This window comes from Sphingopyxis lindanitolerans, assembly GCF_002993885.1.
Classification (GTDB): Bacteria; Pseudomonadota; Alphaproteobacteria; order Sphingomonadales; family Sphingomonadaceae; genus Sphingopyxis; species Sphingopyxis lindanitolerans.
On record NZ_CM009578.1, the window covers coordinates 3,792,491 to 3,815,844 of the forward strand.

General features: G+C 66.0%; 28 protein-coding genes. 15 read left to right on the forward strand and 13 right to left on the reverse strand.

The annotated features are described in order from the left end of the window. Positions 1-303: 303 nt before the first annotated feature. Together CVO77_RS17935 and CVO77_RS17940 are read left to right on the forward strand one after the other, a co-directional pair. The gene (locus tag CVO77_RS17935; protein WP_106000935.1) at positions 304-1,227 is read left to right on the forward strand and encodes an alpha/beta fold hydrolase; all 924 of its coding nucleotides are present in this window, start codon (positions 304-306) and stop codon (positions 1,225-1,227) included. 54 nt (positions 1,228-1,281) lie between these two features. Beyond that, complete coding sequence (locus CVO77_RS17940) at positions 1,282-2,502, forward strand: low temperature requirement protein A (RefSeq protein ID WP_106000231.1); 1,221 nt, start codon at positions 1,282-1,284, stop codon at positions 2,500-2,502. A gap of 2 nt (positions 2,503-2,504) precedes the next feature. On the opposite strand, the gene CVO77_RS17945 is transcribed toward CVO77_RS17940, so the two are convergent. After that, on the reverse strand, positions 2,505-2,924 hold the full coding sequence (locus CVO77_RS17945) for a hypothetical protein (protein ID WP_106000232.1): 420 nt from the start codon (positions 2,922-2,924) through the stop codon (positions 2,505-2,507). A 9-nt stretch (positions 2,925-2,933) separates the two neighbouring features. Here CVO77_RS17945 and CVO77_RS17950 point away from each other — a divergent pair, with 9 nt between their 5' ends. Further along, positions 2,934-4,055, forward strand: coding sequence for a serine hydrolase domain-containing protein (locus tag CVO77_RS17950; RefSeq protein ID WP_106000233.1), 1,122 nt, complete (start codon positions 2,934-2,936; stop codon positions 4,053-4,055). A gap of 48 nt (positions 4,056-4,103) precedes the next feature. On the opposite strand, the gene CVO77_RS17955 is transcribed toward CVO77_RS17950, so the two are convergent. Beyond that, positions 4,104-4,448, reverse strand: a complete 345-nt coding sequence (locus tag CVO77_RS17955) for an arsenate reductase family protein (RefSeq protein ID WP_106000234.1) — start codon at positions 4,446-4,448, stop codon at positions 4,104-4,106. Between the two features lie 195 nt (positions 4,449-4,643). On the opposite strand from CVO77_RS17955, the gene CVO77_RS17960 reads away from it, so the two are divergent. After that, on the forward strand, positions 4,644-5,378 hold the full coding sequence (locus CVO77_RS17960) for a murein L,D-transpeptidase catalytic domain family protein (RefSeq protein WP_106000936.1): 735 nt from the start codon (positions 4,644-4,646) through the stop codon (positions 5,376-5,378). 86 nt (positions 5,379-5,464) lie between these two features. Here the strand turns inward: CVO77_RS17960 and CVO77_RS17965 are convergent, their stop codons facing one another. The 4 genes from CVO77_RS17965 to CVO77_RS17980 form a co-directional block, all read right to left on the reverse strand. Next, a complete protein-coding gene (locus CVO77_RS17965) occupies positions 5,465-6,844 on the reverse strand; it encodes a L,D-transpeptidase family protein (RefSeq protein ID WP_106000235.1) in 1,380 nt (459 codons plus the stop codon). A 174-nt stretch (positions 6,845-7,018) separates the two neighbouring features. Continuing rightward, entirely contained in the window at positions 7,019-8,377 is a 1,359-nt protein-coding gene (gene accC, locus CVO77_RS17970) for an acetyl-CoA carboxylase biotin carboxylase subunit (protein ID WP_106000236.1), read from the reverse strand. Positions 8,378-8,397: 20 nt separating this feature from the next. Next, complete coding sequence (gene accB / locus CVO77_RS17975) at positions 8,398-8,871, reverse strand: acetyl-CoA carboxylase biotin carboxyl carrier protein (protein ID WP_106000237.1); 474 nt, start codon at positions 8,869-8,871, stop codon at positions 8,398-8,400. Between the two features lie 72 nt (positions 8,872-8,943). Then, positions 8,944-9,384, reverse strand: a complete 441-nt coding sequence (locus CVO77_RS17980) for a type II 3-dehydroquinate dehydratase (protein ID WP_106000238.1) — start codon at positions 9,382-9,384, stop codon at positions 8,944-8,946. Positions 9,385-9,462: 78 nt separating this feature from the next. Here CVO77_RS17980 and thiS point away from each other — a divergent pair, with 78 nt between their 5' ends. After that, on the forward strand, positions 9,463-9,666 hold the full coding sequence (gene thiS, locus CVO77_RS21865) for a sulfur carrier protein ThiS (protein ID WP_106000239.1): 204 nt from the start codon (positions 9,463-9,465) through the stop codon (positions 9,664-9,666). Beyond that, complete coding sequence (locus tag CVO77_RS17990; RefSeq protein ID WP_106000240.1) at positions 9,663-10,433, forward strand: thiazole synthase; 771 nt, start codon at positions 9,663-9,665, stop codon at positions 10,431-10,433. The genes thiS and CVO77_RS17990 overlap by 4 nt, the downstream gene beginning before the upstream one ends. Before the next feature lie 51 nt (positions 10,434-10,484). Here the strand turns inward: CVO77_RS17990 and CVO77_RS17995 are convergent, their stop codons facing one another. Next, on the reverse strand, positions 10,485-11,873 hold the full coding sequence (locus CVO77_RS17995; protein ID WP_106000241.1) for a DUF1254 domain-containing protein: 1,389 nt from the start codon (positions 11,871-11,873) through the stop codon (positions 10,485-10,487). Between the two features lie 217 nt (positions 11,874-12,090). Between CVO77_RS17995 and CVO77_RS18000 the strand changes: the two genes are divergently transcribed. Continuing rightward, a complete protein-coding gene (locus CVO77_RS18000) occupies positions 12,091-12,807 on the forward strand; it encodes a Crp/Fnr family transcriptional regulator (protein WP_158258123.1) in 717 nt (238 codons plus the stop codon). Between the two features lie 109 nt (positions 12,808-12,916). Further along, positions 12,917-13,099, forward strand: a complete 183-nt coding sequence (locus tag CVO77_RS18005) for a CsbD family protein (RefSeq protein WP_106000243.1) — start codon at positions 12,917-12,919, stop codon at positions 13,097-13,099. Positions 13,100-13,183: 84 nt separating this feature from the next. Here CVO77_RS18005 and CVO77_RS18010 read toward each other — a convergent pair whose 3' ends face one another. The 4 genes from CVO77_RS18010 to CVO77_RS18025 form a co-directional block, all read right to left on the reverse strand. Further along, entirely contained in the window at positions 13,184-13,936 is a 753-nt protein-coding gene (locus tag CVO77_RS18010; RefSeq protein ID WP_106000244.1) for a hypothetical protein, read from the reverse strand. A gap of 176 nt (positions 13,937-14,112) precedes the next feature. Beyond that, positions 14,113-14,553: a DUF1330 domain-containing protein gene (locus CVO77_RS18015; RefSeq protein ID WP_106000245.1), complete on the reverse strand. Its 441-nt coding sequence runs from the start codon at positions 14,551-14,553 to the stop codon at positions 14,113-14,115. Then, positions 14,550-15,101, reverse strand: coding sequence for a GNAT family N-acetyltransferase (locus CVO77_RS18020; protein WP_106000246.1), 552 nt, complete (start codon positions 15,099-15,101; stop codon positions 14,550-14,552). The genes CVO77_RS18015 and CVO77_RS18020 overlap by 4 nt, the downstream gene beginning before the upstream one ends. Before the next feature lie 303 nt (positions 15,102-15,404). Beyond that, positions 15,405-15,803 carry a glycine zipper 2TM domain-containing protein gene (locus tag CVO77_RS18025; protein WP_106000247.1) on the reverse strand — a complete coding sequence of 133 codons (399 nt, stop codon included), beginning with the start codon at positions 15,801-15,803 and terminating at the stop codon, positions 15,405-15,407. Positions 15,804-15,982: 179 nt separating this feature from the next. On the opposite strand from CVO77_RS18025, the gene CVO77_RS18030 reads away from it, so the two are divergent. Both CVO77_RS18030 and rarD read left to right on the forward strand, forming a co-directional pair. Beyond that, positions 15,983-16,204, forward strand: coding sequence for a hypothetical protein (locus CVO77_RS18030; protein ID WP_106000248.1), 222 nt, complete (start codon positions 15,983-15,985; stop codon positions 16,202-16,204). A gap of 10 nt (positions 16,205-16,214) precedes the next feature. After that, positions 16,215-17,138 (forward strand): EamA family transporter RarD, encoded by a 924-nt coding sequence (rarD, locus tag CVO77_RS18035; protein WP_106000249.1) that lies wholly within the window; start codon positions 16,215-16,217, stop codon positions 17,136-17,138. Here the strand turns inward: rarD and pyrC are convergent. Further along, positions 17,135-18,157, reverse strand: coding sequence for a dihydroorotase (gene pyrC, locus CVO77_RS18040; RefSeq protein ID WP_106000250.1), 1,023 nt, complete (start codon positions 18,155-18,157; stop codon positions 17,135-17,137). The two genes, rarD and pyrC, sit on opposite strands and share 4 nt — an antisense overlap. A gap of 56 nt (positions 18,158-18,213) precedes the next feature. Here pyrC and ygfZ point away from each other — a divergent pair, with 56 nt between their 5' ends. From ygfZ to CVO77_RS18060, 4 genes are all read left to right on the forward strand, one after another. After that, on the forward strand, positions 18,214-18,954 hold the full coding sequence (gene ygfZ, locus CVO77_RS18045) for a CAF17-like 4Fe-4S cluster assembly/insertion protein YgfZ (RefSeq protein WP_106000251.1): 741 nt from the start codon (positions 18,214-18,216) through the stop codon (positions 18,952-18,954). A gap of 32 nt (positions 18,955-18,986) precedes the next feature. Beyond that, positions 18,987-19,562: a hypothetical protein gene (locus CVO77_RS18050; RefSeq protein WP_106000252.1), complete on the forward strand. Its 576-nt coding sequence runs from the start codon at positions 18,987-18,989 to the stop codon at positions 19,560-19,562. Between the two features lie 13 nt (positions 19,563-19,575). Further along, positions 19,576-20,151, forward strand: coding sequence for a retropepsin-like aspartic protease family protein (locus CVO77_RS18055; protein ID WP_242446006.1), 576 nt, complete (start codon positions 19,576-19,578; stop codon positions 20,149-20,151). Between the two features lie 578 nt (positions 20,152-20,729). Beyond that, positions 20,730-21,395: an MBL fold metallo-hydrolase gene (locus CVO77_RS18060; RefSeq protein ID WP_106000253.1), complete on the forward strand. Its 666-nt coding sequence runs from the start codon at positions 20,730-20,732 to the stop codon at positions 21,393-21,395. Positions 21,396-21,414: 19 nt separating this feature from the next. Here the strand turns inward: CVO77_RS18060 and CVO77_RS18065 are convergent, their stop codons facing one another. Then, positions 21,415-22,326 carry a LysR substrate-binding domain-containing protein gene (locus CVO77_RS18065; protein WP_106000254.1) on the reverse strand — a complete coding sequence of 304 codons (912 nt, stop codon included), beginning with the start codon at positions 22,324-22,326 and terminating at the stop codon, positions 21,415-21,417. A gap of 113 nt (positions 22,327-22,439) precedes the next feature. Here CVO77_RS18065 and CVO77_RS18070 point away from each other — a divergent pair, with 113 nt between their 5' ends. Then, positions 22,440-23,306, forward strand: coding sequence for a pirin family protein (locus CVO77_RS18070; RefSeq protein ID WP_106000255.1), 867 nt, complete (start codon positions 22,440-22,442; stop codon positions 23,304-23,306). Positions 23,307-23,354: the final 48 nt, after the last annotated feature.

Consider the following 23,354-nt stretch of genomic DNA (forward strand, 5'->3'; position numbering starts at 1 on the left):
TTCTGATTTGCGCGCAGAGGCGCAGAGATCACAGAGAGGAAGGATGGGTTCGCGCGGAGACGCGGCGAGACGGTGTCGGCCGCGAAGCGGTCATATTCCCGCACGTCTGCGACGAACGCCGCATGGTGAGCGGAAAGGAGCCTGCCGGCCCGAGCCATATTCTCCTCGGCTCCGCGTGAACCAAAAATCTCTGCGACCTCTGCGCCTCTACGCGCAAAATTTCTCTGCGTGCGGCGGAGAGGCTTGTCAGTCGCGTCCCACCCCGCCAATCTGGTTTTGAAAAGCAACTTATGGAGCATGCGGATGACGGGCGATTTCGAGCAGGTGCGGGTGACGCTGGCGACCGGGGTCGAACTCGACGTCGTCGATGTGGGGCCGCGCGATGCGCCGGTGCTGATCTTCCTCCACGGTTTTCCCGAATCGCATCGCACCTGGCGCTTTCAACTGCCGCATTTCGCCGACCGCTTTCGCTGCCTCGCGCCCGACCAGCGCGGCTATCGCGGGTCGTCGAAGCCGCGGGAGGTCGAGGCCTATACCCCCGACAAGCTGATCGCCGACATTTTCGCGCTCGCCGACGCGCTGGGCGTCGATGATTTCACGGTCGTCGGGCATGATTGGGGCGGGGCGATCGCCTGGGGCGTCGCGCTGGGCGGGCAGCCCGGCGGATTGCATCCCGCATGGTCGGGGCGCGTCACTCACGCGGTGATCGCCAATGCGCCGCATCCCGCGATCTTCCAGCGTCTGCTGCTTGCCAATGAAGAGCAGCGCGCGGCGAGCCAGTATATCCGCATCTTTCGCGATGCGGCGAGCGACGCGCTGCTCGACGAGCATGGCATCGCCAGCCTGCTGGCGCATGCCTTTGCCGGGCGCGTGCCGAGCGGCGGCATCCAGCCGCCCGACGAAATCGCCCGGTTGCTGAAGGATTGGGAGAACCGCGACACCTGCCGCGCCATGATCAACTGGTATCGCGCCTCGCCGCTGACCGTTCCCGCGATGGACGAGCCCTATGCCGCGCCGCCCGCGGCGCCCTTTCCCAAGCTGGCGATCCCGACGCTGGTCATATGGGCGCTCGACGATGTCGCGCTGCCCGCGTGCAATCTCGACGGCATCGACGAACTGGTGACGCAATCGACGGTCGTGACGGTGCCCGGCTGCGGGCATTTCGTGCCGTGGGAAGATCCCGAGGCGGTCAATGCGGCGATGGACGCCTTTCTCGCCGACGGCTGATGCCGCCCGCTCGGCGGGTTCGCGCGGAGGGCGGCTTTGCAAAGGGGAAGGGCGATGGTGACGGGTAAGGCGAAATTATTCCGCGATCACGGTGGTCACGGCCACGCGCCGGTCACCAATATCGAACTGTTCTTCGACCTCGTCTTTGTTTTTGCGATCACCCAATTGTCGCATACGCTGCTCGCTCATCTGGGATGGCTCGGCGCGCTTCGAACCTTGCTGCTGCTGTTCGCGGTCTGGTGGGTCTGGATCTATACGACGTGGGTCGCCAACTGGCTCGACCCCGAGCGTGCCCATGTCCGGCTGATGCTGATCCTGCTGATGCTCGGCGGGCTCATGCTGTCGATTTCGATTCCCGGCGCCTTCGGCAAGCAGGGCTGGCTGTTCGCCGCGGCCTATTGCTCGATGCAGATCGGCCGCTCGCTCTATATGGTCTGGGCCAGCCGCGGGGTTCATCCTGCCCGCGCGCGCAGTTTTCTGCGGATCACTTTCTGGCTGCTGTTGTCGCTGCCTTTGTGGATCGCCGGGGCGGCGGCGGCGCCCGATCAGCGGCTGCTGCTGTGGGGCGCGGCGTTGCTGATCGATTATGCGGGCCCGGCGCTTTTCTTCCCGACCCCGATCCTCGGGCGCTCGGAGGCGGGCGACTGGGATATTTCGGGCGCACATATGGCCGAACGCTGCGCGTTGTTCGTGATCATCTCGCTCGGCGAGGGGGTGCTGATCACCGGCGCGACTTTTGCCGAGCTGCCGCAGGATCGGCTCCACTGGTTCGCTTTCGCGACCTGTTTTCTTGGCTCGGCGGCGCTGTGGTGGCTCTATTTCGACAGCGGCGCGCGGCGCGGCAGCGAACGGATCGAGACGAGCGATCAGGCAGGGCTGATCGCGCGCAACGCCTATACCTATTGGCACATCGCGATCGTCGCGGGACTCATCGTTTCGGCGGTCGCCGACGAGATGCTGCTGATGCACCCGCAGGGACATATCGAGCCGGGGCTGCTCGCGGTTTCGATCGGCGGACCACTGTTGTTCCTGATCGGCAATATGGGGTTCAAGAAAGCGACGAACGACCGCCGATTGCCGCCCTTTTCGCATATGATCGGAAGCGCGCTGCTGCTTGCCGTCGGCGCCGCCGCCTGGTTCGGTCACTGGCAACCGATCGCGCTCGGCCTCGCGACCTTCGCGGCGCTCGTCTTCACCGCCATCTGGGAATGGGGCAGCTATCATGGCGGCTGGCGGCGCTGGGCGCCGTGGATCGAGCGCTTCGACCGAGCCTGACGTTAATTCGCGGGATTGATCAGGCAGCCGCTCGCCCCGGCATAATGGGCGCTGCGCGACGCGAGCAGGGGGACGCTGCCGGTGATGGTCTTCGTCGCCGGATCGTCGCTGATCGACACCATTTCCATTCCCGGCTCGAAATCGGTCTGGCAGCTTTCGAGGCTGCGTCCCTCGACATAGCGGCACGAGCAGCCGATGCGCGCGGCATAGGCCGACCCCAGTTCGGCCTGCGCCTTGAACGACGGCAGCTTCCAGACGAGGAACAGCGCGAACAGGACGCCGAAGCCCGCGACCCATGGCAGGCAGCCGCCCCGCTTACCGTCCCGCCGCTTGCGACCGCGCAGGTGCGGCGGCACTTCGGGGCGCGGCGTGCTCGGCGGTTGGTCGGGCGTTGCCGTCTCGGGTGGGTTGGTGTTACTCACGGGATCGCCATGATCACCAAAAAAGCCATGCTGGCAAGTGCCGCGCTGCTGCTTCTGGGCGGCTGGTCGCTCGCGCAGGCGGCAGGGCAGGGGAGTCCGTCGATCGATCCCCGGCCGATCGACGCTTCACCCGCGCTTGCGGCGCTCGATCCGACGATCCGGGCGAAAGCCGACGCGCTGTTCGGCGACGCCGATGCGGTGGGCGAGACGCGCGCGCTGCTCGTGCTGCGCGACGGCGCGCCGATCTATGAACGTTATGGTCCGGGGTTCGACCGCAATTCGAAGCTGATCAGCTGGTCGATGGCGAAGAGCATCACCGCCGTGCTCACGGGTTTCCTCGTCGCCGACGGGCAATTGTCGCTCGACGCGCCGGCGCCGGTCGCGGCGTGGCAGCGGACCGGCGATCCGCGCGGGCCGATCACGCTGCGCCACCTGCTTCACATGGCCTCGGGGCTCGAGCATGTCGAAACCGGCGATCCGGTGTGGAAGGGCGATACGATCCAGATGCTGTTCGGCACCGGCGCGGGCGACATGGCCGCCTTTGCCGAAGCCAAGCCCGCGGCGGCAAAGCCCGGCGAGGTGTTCAACTATAGCTCGGCGACCAGCGTGATCCTCGCCGATATATTGGCCGACACGCTGACCCCGTCGCAAAATCCCGATGCGCGGCGCGCGGCGATGCGCGATTTCATCCAGGGCCGGTTGATCGAGCCACTCGGTATGACCAGCCTGACCCCCGAATTCGATGCGCACGGCACGATGATCGGCGGTTCTATCATGCACGCCACCGCGCGCGACTATGCGAAGTTCGGTGAATTCCTGCGCAACCATGGCGTCGCGGGCGGCCAGCGGCTGCTGCCTGAAACCTGGATGAAATTCATGCTGACCCCGTCGGCGGACGATCCGGGCTATGGCGGCCATATCTGGCTCAACCGGCGGCGTCCGCCGGGCGCCGACGCCGCGCTCTGGCCCGATCGCGGCCCGAACGACCTGTTCGCCTGCATCGGGCATCAGGGGCAATATATCATCGTCTCGCCGTCGCAGCGGGTGACGATCGTCCGGCTGGGGATCACGAAGGACGACCAGTTCCCGGCGCTGCGCCGCCATCTGGCGGATCTGACGGCGGCGCTTTGAGCGGGCTTCGAGCGATCATGACCGTCGCCCCCCGCCCCAGGGCGGGCGTTACAAAATCTCGCGCACCAGATCCTGCGGGCGGCAATAGCGCACACCCTTGTCGGTCTCGACGAAGGGGCGGTCCACATAGGCGGGATTTTCCACCATCGCGGCGATGATCGCCTCTTCGCTCGCGTCCTTCAGCCCGTGCTCTTCGGCGTCGGTGCCGCGCAGGCGGAGCGCTTCGCGGGCGGTGAGGCCGGCGTCGCTGAACAACTGGCGCAGCTTGTCCGCCGTATAGGGGGTCTTCAGATATTCGACGACCTCGACCTCGACTCCGGGGGTTTCCTCGAGAATCGCCAGCGTCTTGCGCGAGGTGCCGCAGGCGGGGTTGTGCCAGATGGTTGCTCTCATGCGCGCGTCCTAACCGGAGCTTACCGCAGCGTAAACCCGCTATTCATGGCATATATGGCACATCTGCCCGCATGAAGGGGAACCACCAGCTTGCCTTTCGCGGCCCGAATACGATCTATGGACGATCGAGGGACCGCCAGAGGCGGCCAATGCGGGGTTGCTGTTTACGTGAATGAATTGATGGATCGCAGAGCGATGTTGGCGGCGTTAGCGAGCGCGGGGGCGCTGGCCGCGACGTCGGCGCGCGCCGCCCAATTGCCCGACTGGATCGCTCAGCCCCAATCCGTGCTGCCCCCTCCGGCGCCGGTGCAGGCGCCGGTCGACTATCTCGCCGTCGCGCGCAAGCAGCTTGCGCTGCAATCGCGCAACATCCACCAGACCGACCGCGTCGGCATCGTCGATTTCGGGTTGCCGTCGTCGCGTCCGCGCTTCGCGCTGATCGACATGGCGGCGGGCAAGATCGAGATGTTTCCGGTGACCCACGGCCGCGGGTCGGACCCGCAGCACGACGGCTGGCTCAAGCGTTTCTCGAACGCGCCGGGCAGCCTGGCGTCGTCGCGGGGCGCCTATCGCACCAGCGATTATTATTGGGGTGCGAACGGATCGTCGATGCGGCTCGCGGGGCTGGAGGCCGATAACAACAATGCCGACATGCGCGCGATCGTCATCCACGGCGCCTGGTATGCCGAACCGTCGCTGATCGCGACGCAGGGCAAGCTGGGGCGCAGCGAGGGCTGCTTCGTCTTTGGCGAGGAATTGCTGCCGACGATACTCTATAAGCTCGGGCCGGGGCGCCTGCTCTTTGCCGACAAGCTCAGCCTGCCGCCACCGATGCCGAGTTTCCAGATGCCGACAGAGCCGCTGCCGGGAACCGAGAATATGGTTCGCGCGAGCGCGACCAGCGGGACGATGCCGAAGACGGCAGATTGACCTGCGCCGTCGCCCCGTACAGGCGGCTAGCGGGGTAGCGTAAGATTGCCAGCGGCCCCCGCCTTCGCGGGGGCAACAGGTGTCGTTCAGTAGATCCCGCCGTTGCCCAGCTTGCCGACCTGCGTGGTGGGGGTTGCTGCCACCGGCACCGTCGGTACCACCGCCGGCGGGTTCGGCGAGATCACCACCGCGGCGGCGCGGCCGGGTTTGGCGAAGCTCGCGACGACGGGGGCATCGCGGCCATAGATGTCGGCGAGCTTGGTGACGCCGCCCTTGGCGCCCGGAACGACGGTCCAATAGGCGACATAGACGGGGAAGGGCTGTTCGAAGGTGAATTTCGTCGTCTTGCCGCTCGCGACCGCCTCGCCAAATTCCTCGGGACTGCGCCCGGCGAAATAGACCGCCATCAGCCCGGAAAAGTGCAGCGCCCGCTCGGTGCGGATGCAGCCGTGGCTGAAGGCGCGCGCCGCCGCCGCGAAAGCGCCCTTCGACGGCGTGTCGTGCAGGTAGATGGCGTGCGGGTTGAGCATCTCCATCTTCATCACGCCCAGCGCGTTGTTGGCGCCCGGCTGCTGCACCACCGACAGCGACTTGCCGCTGCCCGTCCAGGTATAGCCTTGCGCGCGGGCGCGGGCGGGGTTGTTCGCGATCGTCGCGCCGATGCCTTCGGCGATGATGCTGCGCGGCAGCGTCCAGGTCGGGTTGAGGATGATCCCGGTCGCCATCGGGTTGAGCTGCGGCGTCGGGGTCGACGGCTTGCCGACGACCGCCTTGTGCGTCGCGATGATCGTGCCGCCGTGGATGACACGGGTCAGATATTCGGGAACATTGCTGACGACATAATGATCGCCAAGATCGCGCGGCATCCAGCGCCAGCGTTCCATGTTGACGCGGATCGCATTGGCGTCGGCGGGGGTTTTCGCCGTCTTGAGCGCCGCCTTCAGCGCCACGAAATTGGGATGCACCGGGTCGAGCCCGGCGAGTGCCGCAGGAATGGTGTTGGTCGTCAGCGCCGAGGTCAGGAGCGCGATCAGCGGCTCGGTCTGCGCGTCGCTGTCGGTCATGAACCATTGCTTGCGCGCCACATTGGGCGTGCGGCCGTCGCGCAGGTGCGTCGCGAGCAGCAGGAAGCTGTCGGTCGCGACCCGATCGAGCTGGTCCTGGTCGCCGCCGTCGATCGCCGCCTGCAGCGCGTCGGGATCATAATCCTTTGCGAACAGGCCTTCGTCGCCGACGCTCTGGACGACGCCGAGCAGCGCCTTGGCGTTCGCCACCGACCAGTCGGGCAGATTGGCCTGCGTCATGGTTTCGACGACGGGGGCGTCGTCCTTGACCTTGTCGGGTTGCAGGACGACCGAATCCTCCTTGACGTTGGTCGTCTGCGCGAGCGCGGGAGACGCAAGCAGCGCCAGGGGGAGGAGCAGTGCCGCGGACGGATGCACGAAAAGGGGGGATTTTTTGACCATGGTAAAGGGCCATAGCCAAAAAGGCGGGGCAGTTAAAGGGAGCTAGGGCACAGGCCGGCGTGCAATAATCCGTATGCCCCGGCGAAGGCGGGGACCCATCTTCTGCCCGTGCAAGTTCGAACCGGCCGGTGATGGCCCCCCGCCTTCGCGGGGGAACACGCTATGAAAGAAGACTCAGGCCGCGTCCGCGTCCTGTTTCGCGAGCCATTCCTCGAGCCACTTGATCGTGTAATCGCCGTTGATCACGTCGGGGTCGGCGAGCAGCGCCTGGTGGAGCGGGATGTTCGTCTTGACGCCGCCGATCACCATTTCCCCCAGCGCGCGGCGCATCCGCATCATGCAGCTTTCGCGGCTGCGGCCATAGACGATCAGCTTGCCGATCATGCTGTCATAATAGGGTGGGATCGAATAGCCGGCGTAAAGCCCGCTATCGACGCGCACATGCATGCCGCCCGCGGCGTGATAGCTCGTCACCTTGCCGGGCGAGGGCAGGAAGCTGCGCGGATCCTCGGCATTGATACGGCATTCCATCGCGTGGCCGCGAAATTCGAGATCCTCCTGCTTGACCGACAGGCCCGCGCCGCCCGCGATGCGAATCTGTTCGCGAACGAGGTCGAAGCCGGTGATCATTTCGGTCACCGGATGCTCGACCTGGATGCGCGTGTTCATCTCGATGAAGAAGAATTCGCCATTTTCCCAAAGGAATTCGATCGTGCCAGCGCCGCGATAGTGCATCGCCGCCATCGCGTCGGCGCAGATGCCGCCCATGCGCGCGCGCTCCTCTGCCGAGATGATCGGCGAGGGGGCCTCTTCGAGCACTTTCTGGTGGCGGCGCTGGAGCGAGCAGTCGCGCTCGCCGAGGTGGATGGCATTGCCCTTGCCGTCGCCGAAGATCTGGAATTCGATATGGCGCGGGTTGCCGAGATATTTTTCCATATAGACGGTCGGATCGCCGAAGGCGGCCGCCGCTTCGCTCGATGCCTGACCCATCAGGCTTTCGAGGCTGTCCTCGTCGGGGACGACCTTCATGCCGCGGCCGCCGCCGCCCGACGCCGCCTTGATCAGCACCGGATAGCCGATCTCATGCGCGAGCTTCTTGGTTTCCTCGCTGAACGTCACCGCGCCGGGCGAGCCCGGAACCACCGGCAGGCCCAGCTTGACCGCGGTGCGCTTGGCCTCGACCTTGTCGCCCATCGTGCGGATATGTTCGGGCTTCGGCCCGACGAAGACCATGTTGTGCGCTTCGATGATCTCGGCAAAGCGCTCGTTTTCAGAGAGGAAACCATAGCCGGGATGGATGGCGTCGGCACCGGTGATCTCCGCCGCCGAAATGATCGCGGGGATGTTGAGATAGCTGTCTTTCGCCGCGGGCGGGCCGATGCACACGGCTTCGTCGGCGAGGCGGACGTGCATCGCGTCGGTGTCGGCGGTCGAATGGACCGCGACCGTCCTGATGCCCATTTCGTGACACGCGCGGTGGATACGCAGCGCGATCTCGCCACGGTTGGCGATCAGGAGCTTTTCGATGGTCATGACCAAATTCGCCCTTCGGATCAGCCGAGGGTGAACAGCGGCTGGTCGAATTCGACCGGCTGGCTGTTCTCGACATGCACGGCCTTGAGCGTGCCCGCGGCGGGGGCGACGATCGGGTTCATCACCTTCATCGCCTCGATGATCAGGACCGTGTCGCCGGCCTTCACCGCCGAACCGATCGCGGCGAAATTGGGCGCGCCGGGTTCGGGGGCGAGATAGACGGTGCCGACCATCGGCGACTTCACCGCGTCGGCGAAGCTGTCGACGGCGGGCGCCGGTGCGGCGACGGCGGCGGGAGCCGCAGGGGCGGCCGCGGCGGCAACCGGTGCCGGCGCATAAGCGACCGGCGCGGCGGTCAGCGTCCGCGCGACGCGCACCTTGCGGTCGCCGTCTTCGACCTCGATCTCCGAAAGCTGCGTGTCGTCGAGCAGTTCGGCGAGCGCCCGCACGAAGGCCGGATCGATGTTGAGGCCATTGTCTTTATGGTCACCCATGAGAATTTTTCCTGTTGCTGCGGCGCCGTTGGATGCGGCGCTCGGACCCCTGTTCTGATGGCGCCCCTCTTGTCAGAGACGGGCGGCGGCGTCCAGCGCCAGCGTGTAGCTGTTCGCGCCATGCCCCGCAAAATGCAGGGCCGCCGCCATGCCGACATAGCTGAGATGGCGAAACGGCTCGCGCTGCATCGGGTCCGACAGATGAACCTCGATCACCGGCACCTTGATCGACTTGATCGCGTCGTGGATCGCGATCGACGTGTGGGTATAGCCGCCCGCGTTGAGCAGCACCGCCTTGGCGCCTTCGACATAAGCTTCGTGCAGCCAGTCGATCAGCACGCCCTCGTGGTTCGTTTGGCGGCATTCGACGCGCAGGCCGAGATCAGCCGCCTGCGCCGCCAGCCGCGCGTGGATGTCGTTCAGCGTGTCGTGGCCGTAAATTTCGGGCTCGCGCGTGCCGAGCAGGTTGAGGTTGGGGCCGCTAAGGACATAGACGGTCGGAAGTTCGGACAAGCGACGGCCTTTCGGTTGCTAGGATGCGCGCTCCCCCTATATGGGCTGCACGGCGAAAGGCAAAGCGAGGTAGGCCAGATGTTATCGATCATCCTCAACGGCGAGCAGAGGCATGTGCGCGAAGGTAGCATCGCCGATCTCGTCGCGTCGCTGGGCCTCGACGGGAAGAAGGTCGCGGTCGAGCGCAATCGCGCGATCGTGCCGCGCTCGACCCTCGCCGACGTTGCGCTTGCCGAGGGCGATGCGCTGGAAATCGTTCATTTCGTAGGAGGCGGTTGTTGACCGACGGTTGGAGCGTTGCCGGGCGGACTTTCACGTCGCGGCTGATTGTCGGCACCGGCAAATATAAGGATTTCGAACAGAATGCCGCCGCCGTCGCGGCGTCGGGGGCCGAGATCGTCACCGTCGCGGTGCGCCGGGTCAATGTGTCCGACCCGTCGGCGCCGATGCTCACCGACTATATCGATCCGAAGAAGATCACTTATCTGCCCAACACCGCGGGCTGTTTCAACGCCGACGACGCGATCCGCACGCTGCGGCTGGCGCGCGAGGCGGGGGGCTGGGATCTGGTGAAGCTGGAAGTGCTCGGCGAGGCGAAGACGCTCTATCCGAACATGCGCGAGACGCTCGAGGCGACCGAAGTGCTCGCGAAGGAAGGCTTTCTGCCGATGGTCTATTGCGTCGACGATCCGATCGCGGCGAAGCAACTCGAGGATGCGGGCGCGGTCGCGGTCATGCCGCTGGGGGCGCCGATCGGATCGGGGCTTGGCATCCAGAACCGCGTGACGATCCGCCTGATCGTCGAAGGCGCATCGGTGCCGGTGCTCGTCGATGCGGGGGTCGGCACCGCGAGCGATGCCGCGGTGGCGATGGAGCTTGGCTGCGACGGGGTGCTGATGAACACCGCGATCGCCGAGGCCAAAGACCCCATTCGCATGGCGCGCGCGATGAAACTGGCGGTCGAGGCGGGGCGCGATTCCTACCTTGCGGGGCGCATGGGCGTGCGGCGCTACGCCGATCCGTCGAGCCCGCTCGCGGGGCTGATTTAGTTTTTCCTACTGGGTCGTCATCCCGGCCTTCGCCGGGATGACGGACGGGTGTTACGGCACACGCTTGATCGGCGGCGCGATCCAGCTTCCTTCCAGCGCCGGGCGGCGCGGGAGGTAGAGGCGCAGGTTCATGCTGAACGGCCCGTCGGGGGCGGGCAGCCAGTTGGCTTCCTTGTCGGCGCCCGGATTATCCTTCTGGATATAGAGGTCGAGCGAACCGTCGGGGTTGAAACTCAGCTTGTCGCGGTCGCCGATCGCGAAGCGATCGATCGGATTGGCGACGAAGAACTGATCGGCGCCATACATGGTCAGCGACCAGAAGGCGTCGGCCGGCGGAATCTGATCCTTGTCGAAATGGAGGACATAGCGCGAGGCGCCGGTCAGCGGCTTGCCGTCGCTGTCGAGCGGCGCCATCGGATAGACGGCTTCTTCGGGCGGCAGCGCGCCGAGGCCGGCAAAGGCGATGAAGGCGCGCTGGAGATAATCATTGCCATAGACGCCGAGCGCATTGCCCATCGCGACCCAATTGTTGCGCGTCAGGTTGAGCCCCTTGCGGCGGTTCATAATCCGCTGCCATGCGTCGACGGCGGCGCGTGTCAGCCCGCGCTGCACCGCCGGATCGGCGGCGGCAAGGTCGAAGCTCTGTCCTGGGACCAGCCCGACGCGCTCCATCCGCGCCAGCACCGCATAGTCGCTGGCGTGCGGCGGATTATGCTTCAGCGTTTCGGCGAACAGCGCGAAAAAGGCCGCAGGGGTCATCTTCGCGACCTGTTCGACCGGCGGCGTCTTCATATCGACCATAGGGTCTGTCTTGAGCGCCACGGGCGCTTGCGGCTTGCCCCACGCCGACAGCGGGGTCGCGGAATAACTCGCCTGGAGCGCGTGGACATGGTCGTAGTCGGCGGCGCCGTTGGTCTGGATGCGGCCGATGATCCAACCCATTTCGGTCGGGCTGCGGACCATCCACATTCCCTTTGGCAATGTCCCCTGCCAGTGCGGACCGACGAGCGCGATGATGCCGCCGTCGTTGCCGGTGGTGCGGGTGCCGAGCGCGGCGAAAACGTCGGTCCACATGTCCATGATCGGCACGACATGATAGCGGCCCGCCGTTTTCGGCAGGGTGATGATCAGCGGTTCCGTGCCGACATCGAACCACAGCGGCGAATAGAGCGTGTCGGCATTGGGACGCACGACGTCCTTGAAACTGGCGTCGGGATAGGTCCGCATATGCCCGAAATGGTTCATCGGCGCGCGCATTCGGCCATCGGCACCGGCATTGGTCGACACGCGCCGCGTGGTTTCCATCAGCACCATCGGATAGGCATAGGTATAGGCTTCGAGGCCGATGGCATAGGCATCCTCCTCGCTGACCGGCGCGGCATGGGCTGCGCTGGTCACGAAGGCGGCCGCCATCGCCAGAAGGGCAAGCAGGCTTTTCATCGAACGACACTCCTCTCGATTTTTTTGCTCCCTAGCGCCGGGCGCAGGCGCAGTCTGTCATCGCGCCGACAATCTCTTTGGGAATCTTGCCGTTCGCATTTAGACCGGGATGGCAATAAGTCTCGTCATTGCGAGCGAAGCGAAGCAATCCAGCGTCGCGCATACCGCTCTGGATTGCTTCGCTTCGCTCGCAATGACGAAATTGGGGAGAAGGAGCATGGCGACGGACCAGCGTGCATGGTCGCGCGAGGACCGCCTCGCCGGGCTTCGGCTCTGTCCGCTGTTCGCCGCCTGGCCCGAGGCGCCGCTTGCCGAGGTCGCGGCGATCGCGCGCGCCGAACATTATGCGCGCGGCGCCGAAATCTTCGCGCGCGATCCCGAAAGGCGCGAGGCGTTCGTCATTGCCGCGGGCGAGGTCGAGGTCAGCCGCGCGTCGGCGGCGGGCAAGAAATTCGTGCTGAGCGTGCAGGGGCCGCACGAAATTCTCGCGATCGTCCGCCTGCTTGCCGAACCGCCGATCCATTATGTCTATAGCGCCTATGAGGACAGCGTGCTGCTGCACCTGCCGTGCGACGGGCTGGCCGCGATCCTCGACGCCGAACCCATATTATGGCGCGACATCGCGTTGTTGATGTGCGCGCGGCACGGCGACAGTCTGCGCCAGCTCAACAACCAGAAGCTCGGCTCGCTCGAACAGCGGATGGCGGCGACGCTTGCCGACCTTGCGCGGATTCACGGTGTCGCGGGCCGGGCGGGCACCGAGCTGGCGCTGCGCCTGCCGCAGGAACAGCTGGGCGCGATGCTCGGCGTGACGCGGCAGAGCATCAACAAGCTGCTGCGCGGGTTCGAGGAGGCGGGGCTGATCGCGGTCGATTATAATCGCGTCACGATCCTGAGCCCGGCGGCGCTCGACGACATCGTCGCGCGCGGGTGATCGCTTTCCTGGGGCCGTTTGTCCTGCCAGGCGGAACAAGCGCTCCCGTGCCTCGTTGATCCGGTAAGAGGCGCGTCCCTTTCGCCTCTGAAAACCAAGGAGATACACCGTGGGTGAACTCAAGGACAAAGCAAAAGGTCTCGCCAACCAAGCCGCCGGCAATGTGAAGCAGGCGGTTGGCAAGGCGACCGACAACGAGCGGCTGCGCGCCGAAGGCATCGCGCAGGAACGAAAGGGCGAAGCCCAGAATCTGACCGGCAAGGTCAAGGGCGCGCTCGGCGACAAGATTTGACGATCGCGCCTCGTCACGCATGACAAAGGCCCCGGGGGTTCCTCACCCTCGGGGCCTTTTGTCTTGCGCCGTGGCGAGTGCTTGTTACTTCCCGCCCGAGGCGACCAGGTCGACGTCGGTCATGCCGCCGTCGCGGCGCGCGAAGATGACGAAAGCAAGGTCGCCCTTGGTGCCGCCGAGCATATGCTCATTGCCGCGCACGCGATGGTCGCTGGTGTAGCCGGCGTGCACCGCCAGCGTGTGATAATAGTCGAGCACGCCCTGGATCGAGGCGGCGGTCTGGAAATTGACGACGCGGATGTTGCATTTGCCGCCGGCGACGCCCGCGGCTTCGCGCAGCGTCGCGCGCGGGTAGACTTTGAACGCGGTCGGCAGGCGGTCGGCCCAGGCGTTGCCATAGGTCAGCTTGGCGTCGCAGCTTCCCTTTTGCTGGTCGCGTGCGAGCGCGCCGATCGTGACCGGGCGCTTTGCAGCGCAATCGCCGTTGCAGCCTTCCTCGAAGGGCAGGGCCTTGGGTGCGGCGAGCAGCTTGCCTGCGGCCAACGCCGCCGCGGCTTCGGCCGCCGTCGCCGCCTTGCCAGCCGCGATGCCGGGGACGCCGCCGCCGACGGGCTGGTTGCCCGGCGCCGCGGCGTTGCGGTTCGCCTGGCCGGTCAGCCTGGGATCGACCATGATCTTGTCTTCGAGCGCGCCCTTGACCGCCGGATCGCCGTCGGTCAGCCCGTCGTCGATCGGCTTGAGATCGGCCTTGGCCGCCGGATTGTCGCGGCACCCCGCCAGCGGCACCGCCGCCGCCACCATCAGGCCCGCGATCAGCCATTTTCCCCGCGCGATCATAGCTAACACTCCCTTAACATCCCCCCGGAATGCCCGATCCTGGTTAAAAAGGCCCAAATAAAATGCGTTAATGGGCGCGACTTTGTCGGCTCAAACCTGTGCCGGAGCGAGACGGAATGTCATTTTCTCCGTCATTGCTTCGCTCCGCTCGCCATGACGAGAGGTGTATTTCACCCCTAATCGGCGAACCGTCCCGAACCCGCATCGCGCGGCGCACAGCGGATCAGCCGCGACGTCTCGACCGCGGCCTGGCGGTGGACGACCGCCTGGCGATAGGCGGGATCGGTCACCATCGCCATGAAGGCGCCGCTATTCGGATATTCGGCGACGAACATCGCGTCCCAAACGTCGCCGTCGGGGCCGATCACCATCGCCTCCATCGCCCCGCGCCAGATGATGCGGCCGCCGAGGCGCTCGAACACCGCCCCGCTGTCGCGGCCATAATTCGCATAAGCCTCCGCCCCGCTCAGCCCGGCGGACGCGAGCGGATGGTCGGCGGGATAGCTCGCCTTGTCCTTGAAGCGGACGAGGTTGAGCATGTGGATTTTCGTGTCGCGCGGCAGCGCCTTGAAGGCGTCGAACTGCGCGCGTTCGGGGTCGATGTGCTGGTCGCTCACGGCTGAAACTCCTTGCGTTTCACGCGCCAGGCATCGGCGCTTTGCGTCCAGGCGTCGACCGGTGCGTCCTGAAAAGGCGCGGGGAGGCGGGTCGGCCCGCTGTTCGTCGCGCCGAGCCGCTGGGCGAGCGCCTGCGAGCGGCTATTGGCGGGGTCGATGCTGTGCATCAGCTCGGGCCATTTCAGGAATTCGACCGCGAAATCGCACGCCGCGACCGCGCCCTCGAAGGCGTAACCCTTGCCGGCGAATTTGGCGCGCACGCCATAGCCGACCTCGGGCGCGGGCCAGCCGTCGGGTTCCCACGGGCCGAGGCGGCCGACCCATTCGCCGGTGTCGCGCTCGATCACCGAGAACATCGAAAAGCCGCGGATGTGCCACGCTCCAGCGAGCGTACACCATTGCCGCCACGCCGCCGACCGCGGGCAGGTGCCGCCGATGAAGCGCATCGTGTCCTCTTCGGCGCACATCGCGGCAAAGGCGTCGAAATCCTCGGTCGCGGGCGGACGCAGGATCAGCCGCCCGGTCACGAGCAGGGGGCCATTGAGCATATCTCTTCTCCCGCAGCGATTGGCCGACGCTTGTGCGGCAAGCGCGATCAGGGGGCAAGACCTGCGAAGATTGACGATCGGGGCGCGTTGCGAATGCGCCCGCGTTCAGCCGGACGAAGCGGGAGGGGAGGGCGCCGTGCCCGCAACCCATCGACGACGCACAAAATCGAGGGCGCCGGGGGTTAGGCCGGCGCCCTCTCCATCACGTGTGCGGGCGGAGGGGTCTCGGACCCACACCCGCGATGGGTTTCCATCGCCTGGCGGCAGCGACATTCGTCGCTTGGCCGCGGCGATATTTGTCCCCTAGCGGCAGCGATATTTATCCTTGTCGATCTCGCGGCCGAGCAGCGCGCCGCCCGCGGCGCCGAGCACGGTGCCGAGCAGCTTGTCGCCGTTGCCCGCGATCTCATGACCGGCGAGGCCGCCGACCGCGCCGCCGATCAGCAGGCCCGTGGTGCCATTATCCCGCTTGCAGCGATAACGGCCGTCATTGCCGCGCCAGATGCGCGTGTTGCTATTCACGCGCTGGTCACGCTGCGCATAATGGCGACGGTCGTGCTTGCGCTTCTTGTAATAGTCCGCCGACGCATCGGTCGAGTGATAGCCGGGGACGGCGCTCGCCACGCCGGCATAAGCGGGCACGGTGCCGACGACGCTGGCCGCGACGAACAGACCCATCATGCCCTTGGTCAAAATACGCATATCAAATCCTTTCCTGGTCATGGCGCCTCCTTCCCGAGCGGGACCGGACGCTTCGAGGGGAGAACGAGCCGCGCTCGCAAGCCGTTGCATGAACCTGAAGCAACGAGACGAAGCGAGTGAATCCATAGACGAACCGAAAGGCTCTTGAAGGCGGGGCGCCGCCATGCGACACCAAGGCCATGTTGAACATCGCCTCGATCGTCATCGGCCTTATCGCGCTGATTCTCGCCATTCCCGCCTTCATCCCGCTGCTTGGCTGGGCGAATTGGGTGGTGGTGCCGATCGCGGTCGTCGGGCTGGCGCTCGGCGCGATGTCGAGCCGGACCAGCGGACGCAATCTCAATATCGTCGTCATCGTCATCGGCGTCGTTCGCCTGATGCTCGGCGGCGGCATCATCTGATCGCGGGGCCATGGCGACGTCTCCGGCCCCGGCCCCGGCGGGGAGCGATCAGAGCGGCCTGCCCTATGCGCTAGCCGCTTATGGCATCTGGGGCTTTGTCCCGCTCTTCTTCAAATTGGTCGAAAGCGTTCCGCCGGTCGAGGTGCTGGCGCAGCGCATCATCTGGTCGCTGCCGCTCTGTTTCGTCATCATGGTCTTCCGGCGGCAGATCGGCGACTATCTCGCCGCGCTCCGCGACATTCGCGTGCTGCGGATGCTGCTCGCGAGTTCGCTGCTGATCGCGGTCAACTGGCTCGTCTATATCTTCGCGATCTTCACCGACCATGTGCTCGCGGCGAGCCTTGGCTATTATCTCAACCCGCTGATCAATGTGGTGCTGGGAATGGTTTTCCTCGGCGAGCGGCTCGGCCGGCTCCAGCTCGTCGCGGTCGTTATCGCGGGCGTCGGGGTCGCGATCCTGCTCGCGGGGGCGCTCGACACTTTGTGGATCAGCCTGATGCTCGCGCTGACCTTCGGCTTCTATGGTCTGATCCGCAAGATCGTGCCGGTGGGGTCGCTCCCCGGCCTCGCGGTCGAGACGACGCTGCTGACGCCCTTGGCGCTCGCGGTCGCGGGCTGGTATCTGTGGATCGGCGACGGGCGCGGCTTTGGATCGGGCGGCTCGATCAGCCTGCTCTTGATGGCGAGCGGTATCGTGACCGCGGTGCCGCTGCTCCTCTTCGCGACGGCGGCGCGGCGGATGAGCTATGCCGCGCTCGGCTTTGCGCAATATCTGGCGCCGACGTTGCAATTCCTGCTCGGCCTGTTCGCCTTCCACGAGCCGCTGAAGCCCGTGCAATTTGCCTGCTTCCTCTTGATCTGGATCAGTATCGCGGTGTTCAGCTTTGATATGTGGCGCAAGATGCGCGCCGAACGGATGGTCGGGATCGCCTAAACCAGCCGCCAGCCCAATGTCTCGCCCGCGTGGAAGGGGACGACTTCGCCGATCCTGTCGGGCACCACCGTCTCGCCGCGTTCGAGCGTGATCGTGCCGCCATTGAGCGGCAGGCCATAGAAATTCGGGCCATGCTCGCTCGCAAAGCCCTCGAACTTGTCGAGCGCGCCTTCCTCGTCGAACACCGTCACATAGGATTCGAGCGCATAGGGCGCGTTGAAAATGCCCGCGCAGCCGCAAGCGGCCTCTTTCGTGTGAACCGCGTGCGGCGCGCTGTCGGTGCCGAGGAAGAATTTGGGCGAGCCCGACACCGCCGCCGCGCGCACCGCGAGCCGGTGCGCCTCGCGCTTGGCGACGGGCAGGCAGTAAGCGTGCGGCCGGATGCCGCCGACGAGCATCGCGTTGCGGTTGATGTGGAGGTGCTGCGGGGTGATCGTCGCGCCGATATTCGCGGGCGCGTCCCGCACGAAATCGACCGCTTCGGCCGTCGTGATATGTTCGAACACGATCTTGAGGGTCGGCAGCTTCTTCACGAGCGGCGCGAGGATGCGGTCGATGAACACCGCTTCGCGGTCGAAGATGTCGACGTCCTGGTCGGTCACCTCGCCATGGATCAGCAGCGGCATGCCGATCTCGGCCATGCGATCGAGCACGGGCAGGATGTTGGCGATGTCGGTGACGCCGTGCGCGCTGCCCGTCGTCGCGTGGGCGGGATAGAGTTTCGCGGCGGTGAATACCCCCGCGGCATGGCCGCGCGTCAGTTCGTCGGCGTCGCTGCGATCGGTCAGATAGGCGACGATCAACGGGGTGAAGTCGAGTTCCTTCGGCACGGCGGCGCGGATGCGATCGCGATACGCCGCGCCTTCCGCCGCGGTCGTCACCGGCGGCGACAGGTTGGGCATGATGATCGCGCGCGCGAACTGGCGCGCGGTATGACGCGCGACCGCGCCCAGCATCGCGCCGTCACGCAGATGGACGTGCCAGTCGTCGGGGCGGCGGATCGTCAGGCGGTCGGTCATCTGCGGCTCGTCGATAAATGGGTTGGTTTTGGCTGGAGCGTCCCTAGATTATCGCCATGCCCAATACCACCCTCAACGACCGCGCGCTCGTCCGTCTTTCGGGGGAGGATGTGCGCGGCTTCCTGCAAGGCCTCGTCACCAACGATGTCGCGGGCAATCTGCCGGTGTGGGCGGCGCTGCTGACCCCGCAGGGCAAAGTGCTGTTCGACTTCCTGATCTGGGCCGACGAGGCGGATGTGCTGATCGATTGCGAGCGCGCCGCTGCCGACGATCTCGCCAAACGCCTGACGCTCTATCGCCTCCGCCGCGCGATCATAATTGCGCGCGAAGAGGGGCTGGGCGTCCATTGGGCGAAGCAAGGCGATTTGGGCGTCGTCGATCCGCGCCTGTCCGACCTGGGTCAGCGCTGGCTCGCGCCCGCCGATGCAGGCGCAGCAGGGGAGGGGGCCGATGCCGCGTGGCAGGCGCACCGCCTATCGCTGGGCGTCACCGAGGGGCGCGCCGAGCTTGGCGACGGGACGACGCTCTGGCTCGAATGCAATGCCGCCGAACTGAACGGCGTCAGCTTTGCCAAGGGCTGCTATGTCGGGCAGGAGAATACGGCGCGAATGAACTGGCGGCAGAAGGTCAACCGGCGGCTGGTCGTCGCTCCGATCGCCGAAGCCGACGCCAAGCGGCAAGTCGTCGCCTATCCCGAACTCGGCTGGTCGGTCGAGCATCGGCGGGTCGAAAATATCGACCCCGTCGCGGCGCCGGGATGGATGCGCGAAGCGCTTACCGTCGATACTGGTTCATGACAGGTGCAGGCGGGCGTGGTAATTTTCCCGCCATGCGCGCCTGTCTGATTGCTTCGGCGTTCGTCGCCGCTCTTGCCGCCGTCCCGGCCATCGCCGCCGATCCGCCGCTCGTGCCGATCGCGCCCGAGAAGGCCACCGCCCCCTCGATCTTGACGCCGCTCGCCGGGGATTCGCCCTGGACCGCGCGGTTCGAGGCCGCCGCCGACGAATTGCTTCCCGCGCTGCGTTCGATGGATGAAAGCCGTTGGGGGCCGCTGCTCGGCGGCCGGTGGCTCGCCGCGCCCGACCGCGCGCGCGTGACGGCCCTGCTGCGCGACCGCGACAGCCCGTTCCGCCACGCACTGTTTGCGCAAGGGGTCACGCACCGCGCCATCCTGGGGTGGCAGCCGCCCGCGACGCTGACCGCCGAAGATCGCGCCGCGATCGCCGCGCGGCCCGAGGCCGAGGCGATCGTCTGCTGGTCGTCGGACGCCGATGCGTCCTGGCCGACCACCGCCGCCGAAGCCGACAATGCGCCGGGGCGGCGCTATGCCTGCGCGCGCATCACCTACAGCATCCGGGGCGAAACACCGCGCTGGCGTGCCTTCGTCGAGCGGGAACCCGCTTAACCATTCCCCAATCATGATCTGCGACAAACGCGCCATGTTGGGGCGTTTCATCACCATGGCCGCGATGATCGCGGCAGGCTCGATCGGCATCGCCGGGATCGCCGGCCGGCAAAAGGCCGAAGCGCCCGCGGCGCCTGTGGTCGATCGCTACGCCGGCGAAAGCAACTGGACGACGCGGGGACGCGATGCCGCCGCCGCCGCTGCCAAAACCTCCTCGTCGCCGGCGGGGCCGGTCAAGATCAGGCGCGCGTCCGATTCGCATTTCTATGCCGACACCGACGTGCAGGGCACGCAGATCCGCATGCTCGTCGACAGCGGCGCCTCGCTCGTTGCGTTGACGCGGCGCGATGCGGAGGCGATCGGGATCGATGTCGACCGCCTGCCGGTCGGCGGCATGGCGCAGACCGCGGGCGGCCAGGTGCCGATGCGGATCGTCATGCTCGACAGCGTCGAGGTCGACGGGATCGCGGTGCGGAATGTCGAGGCGGCGGTGGTCGATGCCGACATGGGCGTCTCGCTGCTCGGCCAGAGCTTCCTCGCCAAGCTCGACGCGGTGAATGTCGAAGGGGACATGATGACGTTGCGGTGAGGGGCTGTTTGGGGCCGGAAATCTGCCCTGTCTTCTTTCGTCATCGCGGCTTGGATCCGGGGGCTGGTCGGCGCAAGGAGCGCGTGGTCATTTCCAAAGTTCAGGAAAGTTCAGCCTCTTGCATGCCCGATCCGGGCCTCGACGCGTGGTGAACGCGCCCGGCACGCCTCGCCGTGGCCACCCCCGCAAGCTGGACCGCCATCGCTTTATCCACCAAATGAAAGAACCGGATAAAAGCTGGCACAGCCGGATAATGTAGGAAAGGCCTATTTGAAGCCGATGCCTGCATTGTGGTGGGGCGCGGACCTTTCCGATCCTCCCCGGCACGGGGAGGGGGACCATGCGAAGCATGGTGGAGGGGCACAGTCGGCTTGCCTTGCCGTTGAAATAATAGGCGCGACCCAGCGTTGGAAATGCGCGGCTCTTTCGGCCGAGCGCGGCGCAAACCTCCTGTGCCCCTCCACCACCCTTCGGGTGGTCCCCCTCCCCCCGTGGGGGAGGATCGCTTTTGGCGGTTTTCGATCGGGAGCAGACCGCCACCCTTGCCAAAGCCGCGCCATTTCCCCACATCGGCGGCCATGAACGCTCCCAACCCTCCGCTGAAGGCCGCGATCGTGCCGGTCACCGCTTTTCAGCAGAATTGCACTTTGCTGTGGTGCACCGAAACCAACAAGGCGGCCTTCGTCGATCCCGGCGGCGACCTCGACAAGCTGAAGGAAGCGGTCCAGCAGACCGGGGTCGAGGTCGAGAAGATCCTCGTCACCCACGGCCATATGGACCATTGCGGCCAGGCCGGCGTGCTGGCGAAGGAACTGGGCGTGCCGATCGAGGGGCCGCACGAGGACGATCGCTTCTGGATCGAAAAGCTCGGCGAGGACGGCGCCCGCTTCGGGATGGCGGGCGAGGTGTTCGAGCCCGACCGCTGGCTCGTCGACGGCGACACGGTGACGGTCGGCAATCTTCAGATCGACGTCATCCATTGCCCCGGCCACACGCCCGGTCACGTCGTCTTTCATCACGCCCCGTCGAAACTCGCGATCGTCGGCGACGTGCTGTTCCAAGGGTCGATCGGCCGCACCGACTTTCCGCGCGGCAATCACCAGCAGCTTCTCGATTCGATCACGCAAAAACTCTGGCCGCTCGGCGGCGACACGATCTTTCTGCCCGGCCACGGCCCGCACAGCAGCTTTGCGCAGGAACGGCGGACGAACCCCTATGTGGCCGATGGGGTGGTGGGACGCTGAATCCGGGCTGTCGGTCCCTTCAGCCGGTTATACGTTGGCGCTGCGTAGCGCATTCGCTCGCCAGAAAGTCGAGCAAGGAGCGAACCGACGGTAGCAGGCCGCGTTTCGATGGGAAAACGGCGTGGACGATCTCGTTCGACAAGCGCCATTCGGGGAGCACGGTCACCAGTCGTCCCTGTTGCAGATCCTCCCAGACCACGAGCGTGGGAAGGCGCACCATCCCCACCCCGGCGAGCGCGGCGTCGCGCAACAACGCCATGTCGTCGGTGACGAGGCGCGGCTGATGACGCACGTCGGCGGTGCTGCCGTCGGCATGGACCAGGCGCCAGCGATGGTCGCCGCCGAGCGAGCCGAAATCGAGGCTGGGAAGACCGGACAGATCGGACGGCAGCGAGATCGCGTGCGCGCGGAGCAATTGAGGGTTCGCGACGATGCGGATGGTGCGCTCGTCGAAACGGCGCATGACGAGGTCGCTTTCAGGAAGCGGCGGTGGGCGGACGCGGATCGCGAGGTCGAAGCCTTCGCCAATCACGTCGATGCGGCGGTTGGTGCTTTCGACATGGAGTTCGACATCGGGATAGAGCGCCATGTAGCGGGCGAAAAGGTCGCCGAACTGGAAAGCGAGCAGGCCGGTCGGGCAACTCAGCCGGACGATGCCGCACGGCTCGGCGCGGGATTGCTCGACGACCGTCTGCGCCGCTTCGGCCTCGACCAGCATCGCGACGCAATGGCGATAATATTCGCGGCCGATTTCGGTCACCGAAAAGCGCCGGGTCGACCGCTGGATCAGTCGCGCCCCCAACCGCTCCTCGAGCAAGCCGACGCGGCGGCTGAGCTTTGACTTTTGCATTCCCAGCGCGCGCGCCGCCGCGGTGAAGCCGCCATGATCGACCGCCTGGACGAAATAATAGAGGTCGTTGAGATCCTGCATTGTCCTGTTAATAGGATTCTGAATCCAGTTTTACAATCTTCTGATCGGATTGTTGCATGGATATATCGGCTGCAACCAACAACCTCCCGCATGGGAGGCGCAGGAGATGCACTATGAAGACGATCCTCGGCACCTACAGCAATCCCAACCAGCATTGGGTCGGCGACGGCTTTCCGGTCCGCTCGCTCTTTTCCTACAACAGCCTCGGCGGGCAGGTGAGTCCCTTCCTGCTGCTCGATTATGCAGGCCCCTATAATTTCGCGCCGACCACCAGCCGGCGCGGCGTCGGCCAGCATCCGCATCGCGGGTTCGAGACGGTGACGATCGTCTATGACGGTGAGGTCGAGCACAGGGATTCGGCGGGCAATGGTGGCGTCATCGGCCCCGGCGACGTCCAGTGGATGACCGCCGCGGGTGGGATCATCCATGAGGAATATCATTCCCCGGCGTTCGGCAAAACCGGCGGCCCGTTCAAGATGGTGCAGCTCTGGGTCAATCTGCCCGCCAAGGACAAGATGGCGCCCGGCGGCTATCAGGGCATCACTGCGGCCGAAATCCCGACCGTCGAGCTTCCGGGCGGCGCAGGGCTGGGCCGCGTCATCGCCGGCGAGTTGCTGGGCACGAAGGGGCCGGCGCGCACCTTCACCCCGATCAACGTCTGGGACGTGCGGCTGAACCGCGACGCCGATCTGACGCTCGACCTGCCCGAGGGGCACACCGCGATGCTGGTGGTGCTTGGCGGCCATGTCACGGTGAACGGCGGCGAGGGGGTGGGCGAGGCCGAGATGTTGCTGCTCAGCCGCGACGGCGACGCGGTGCGCGTCCATGCCGACGGCGACGCGACGATCCTGGTCCTGACCGGTGAACCGATCGACGAGCCGATCTTTGGCCACGGTCCCTTTGTGATGAACAATGAGGCGGAAATCCGTCAGGCGATCGACGATTATAACGGCGGCAGGTTCGCAAGAGCGGCGGCCTGACGCGGACCCGGCTCCCTTTCGCCACCGGGCGGGGAGCCGGGCCCTCCT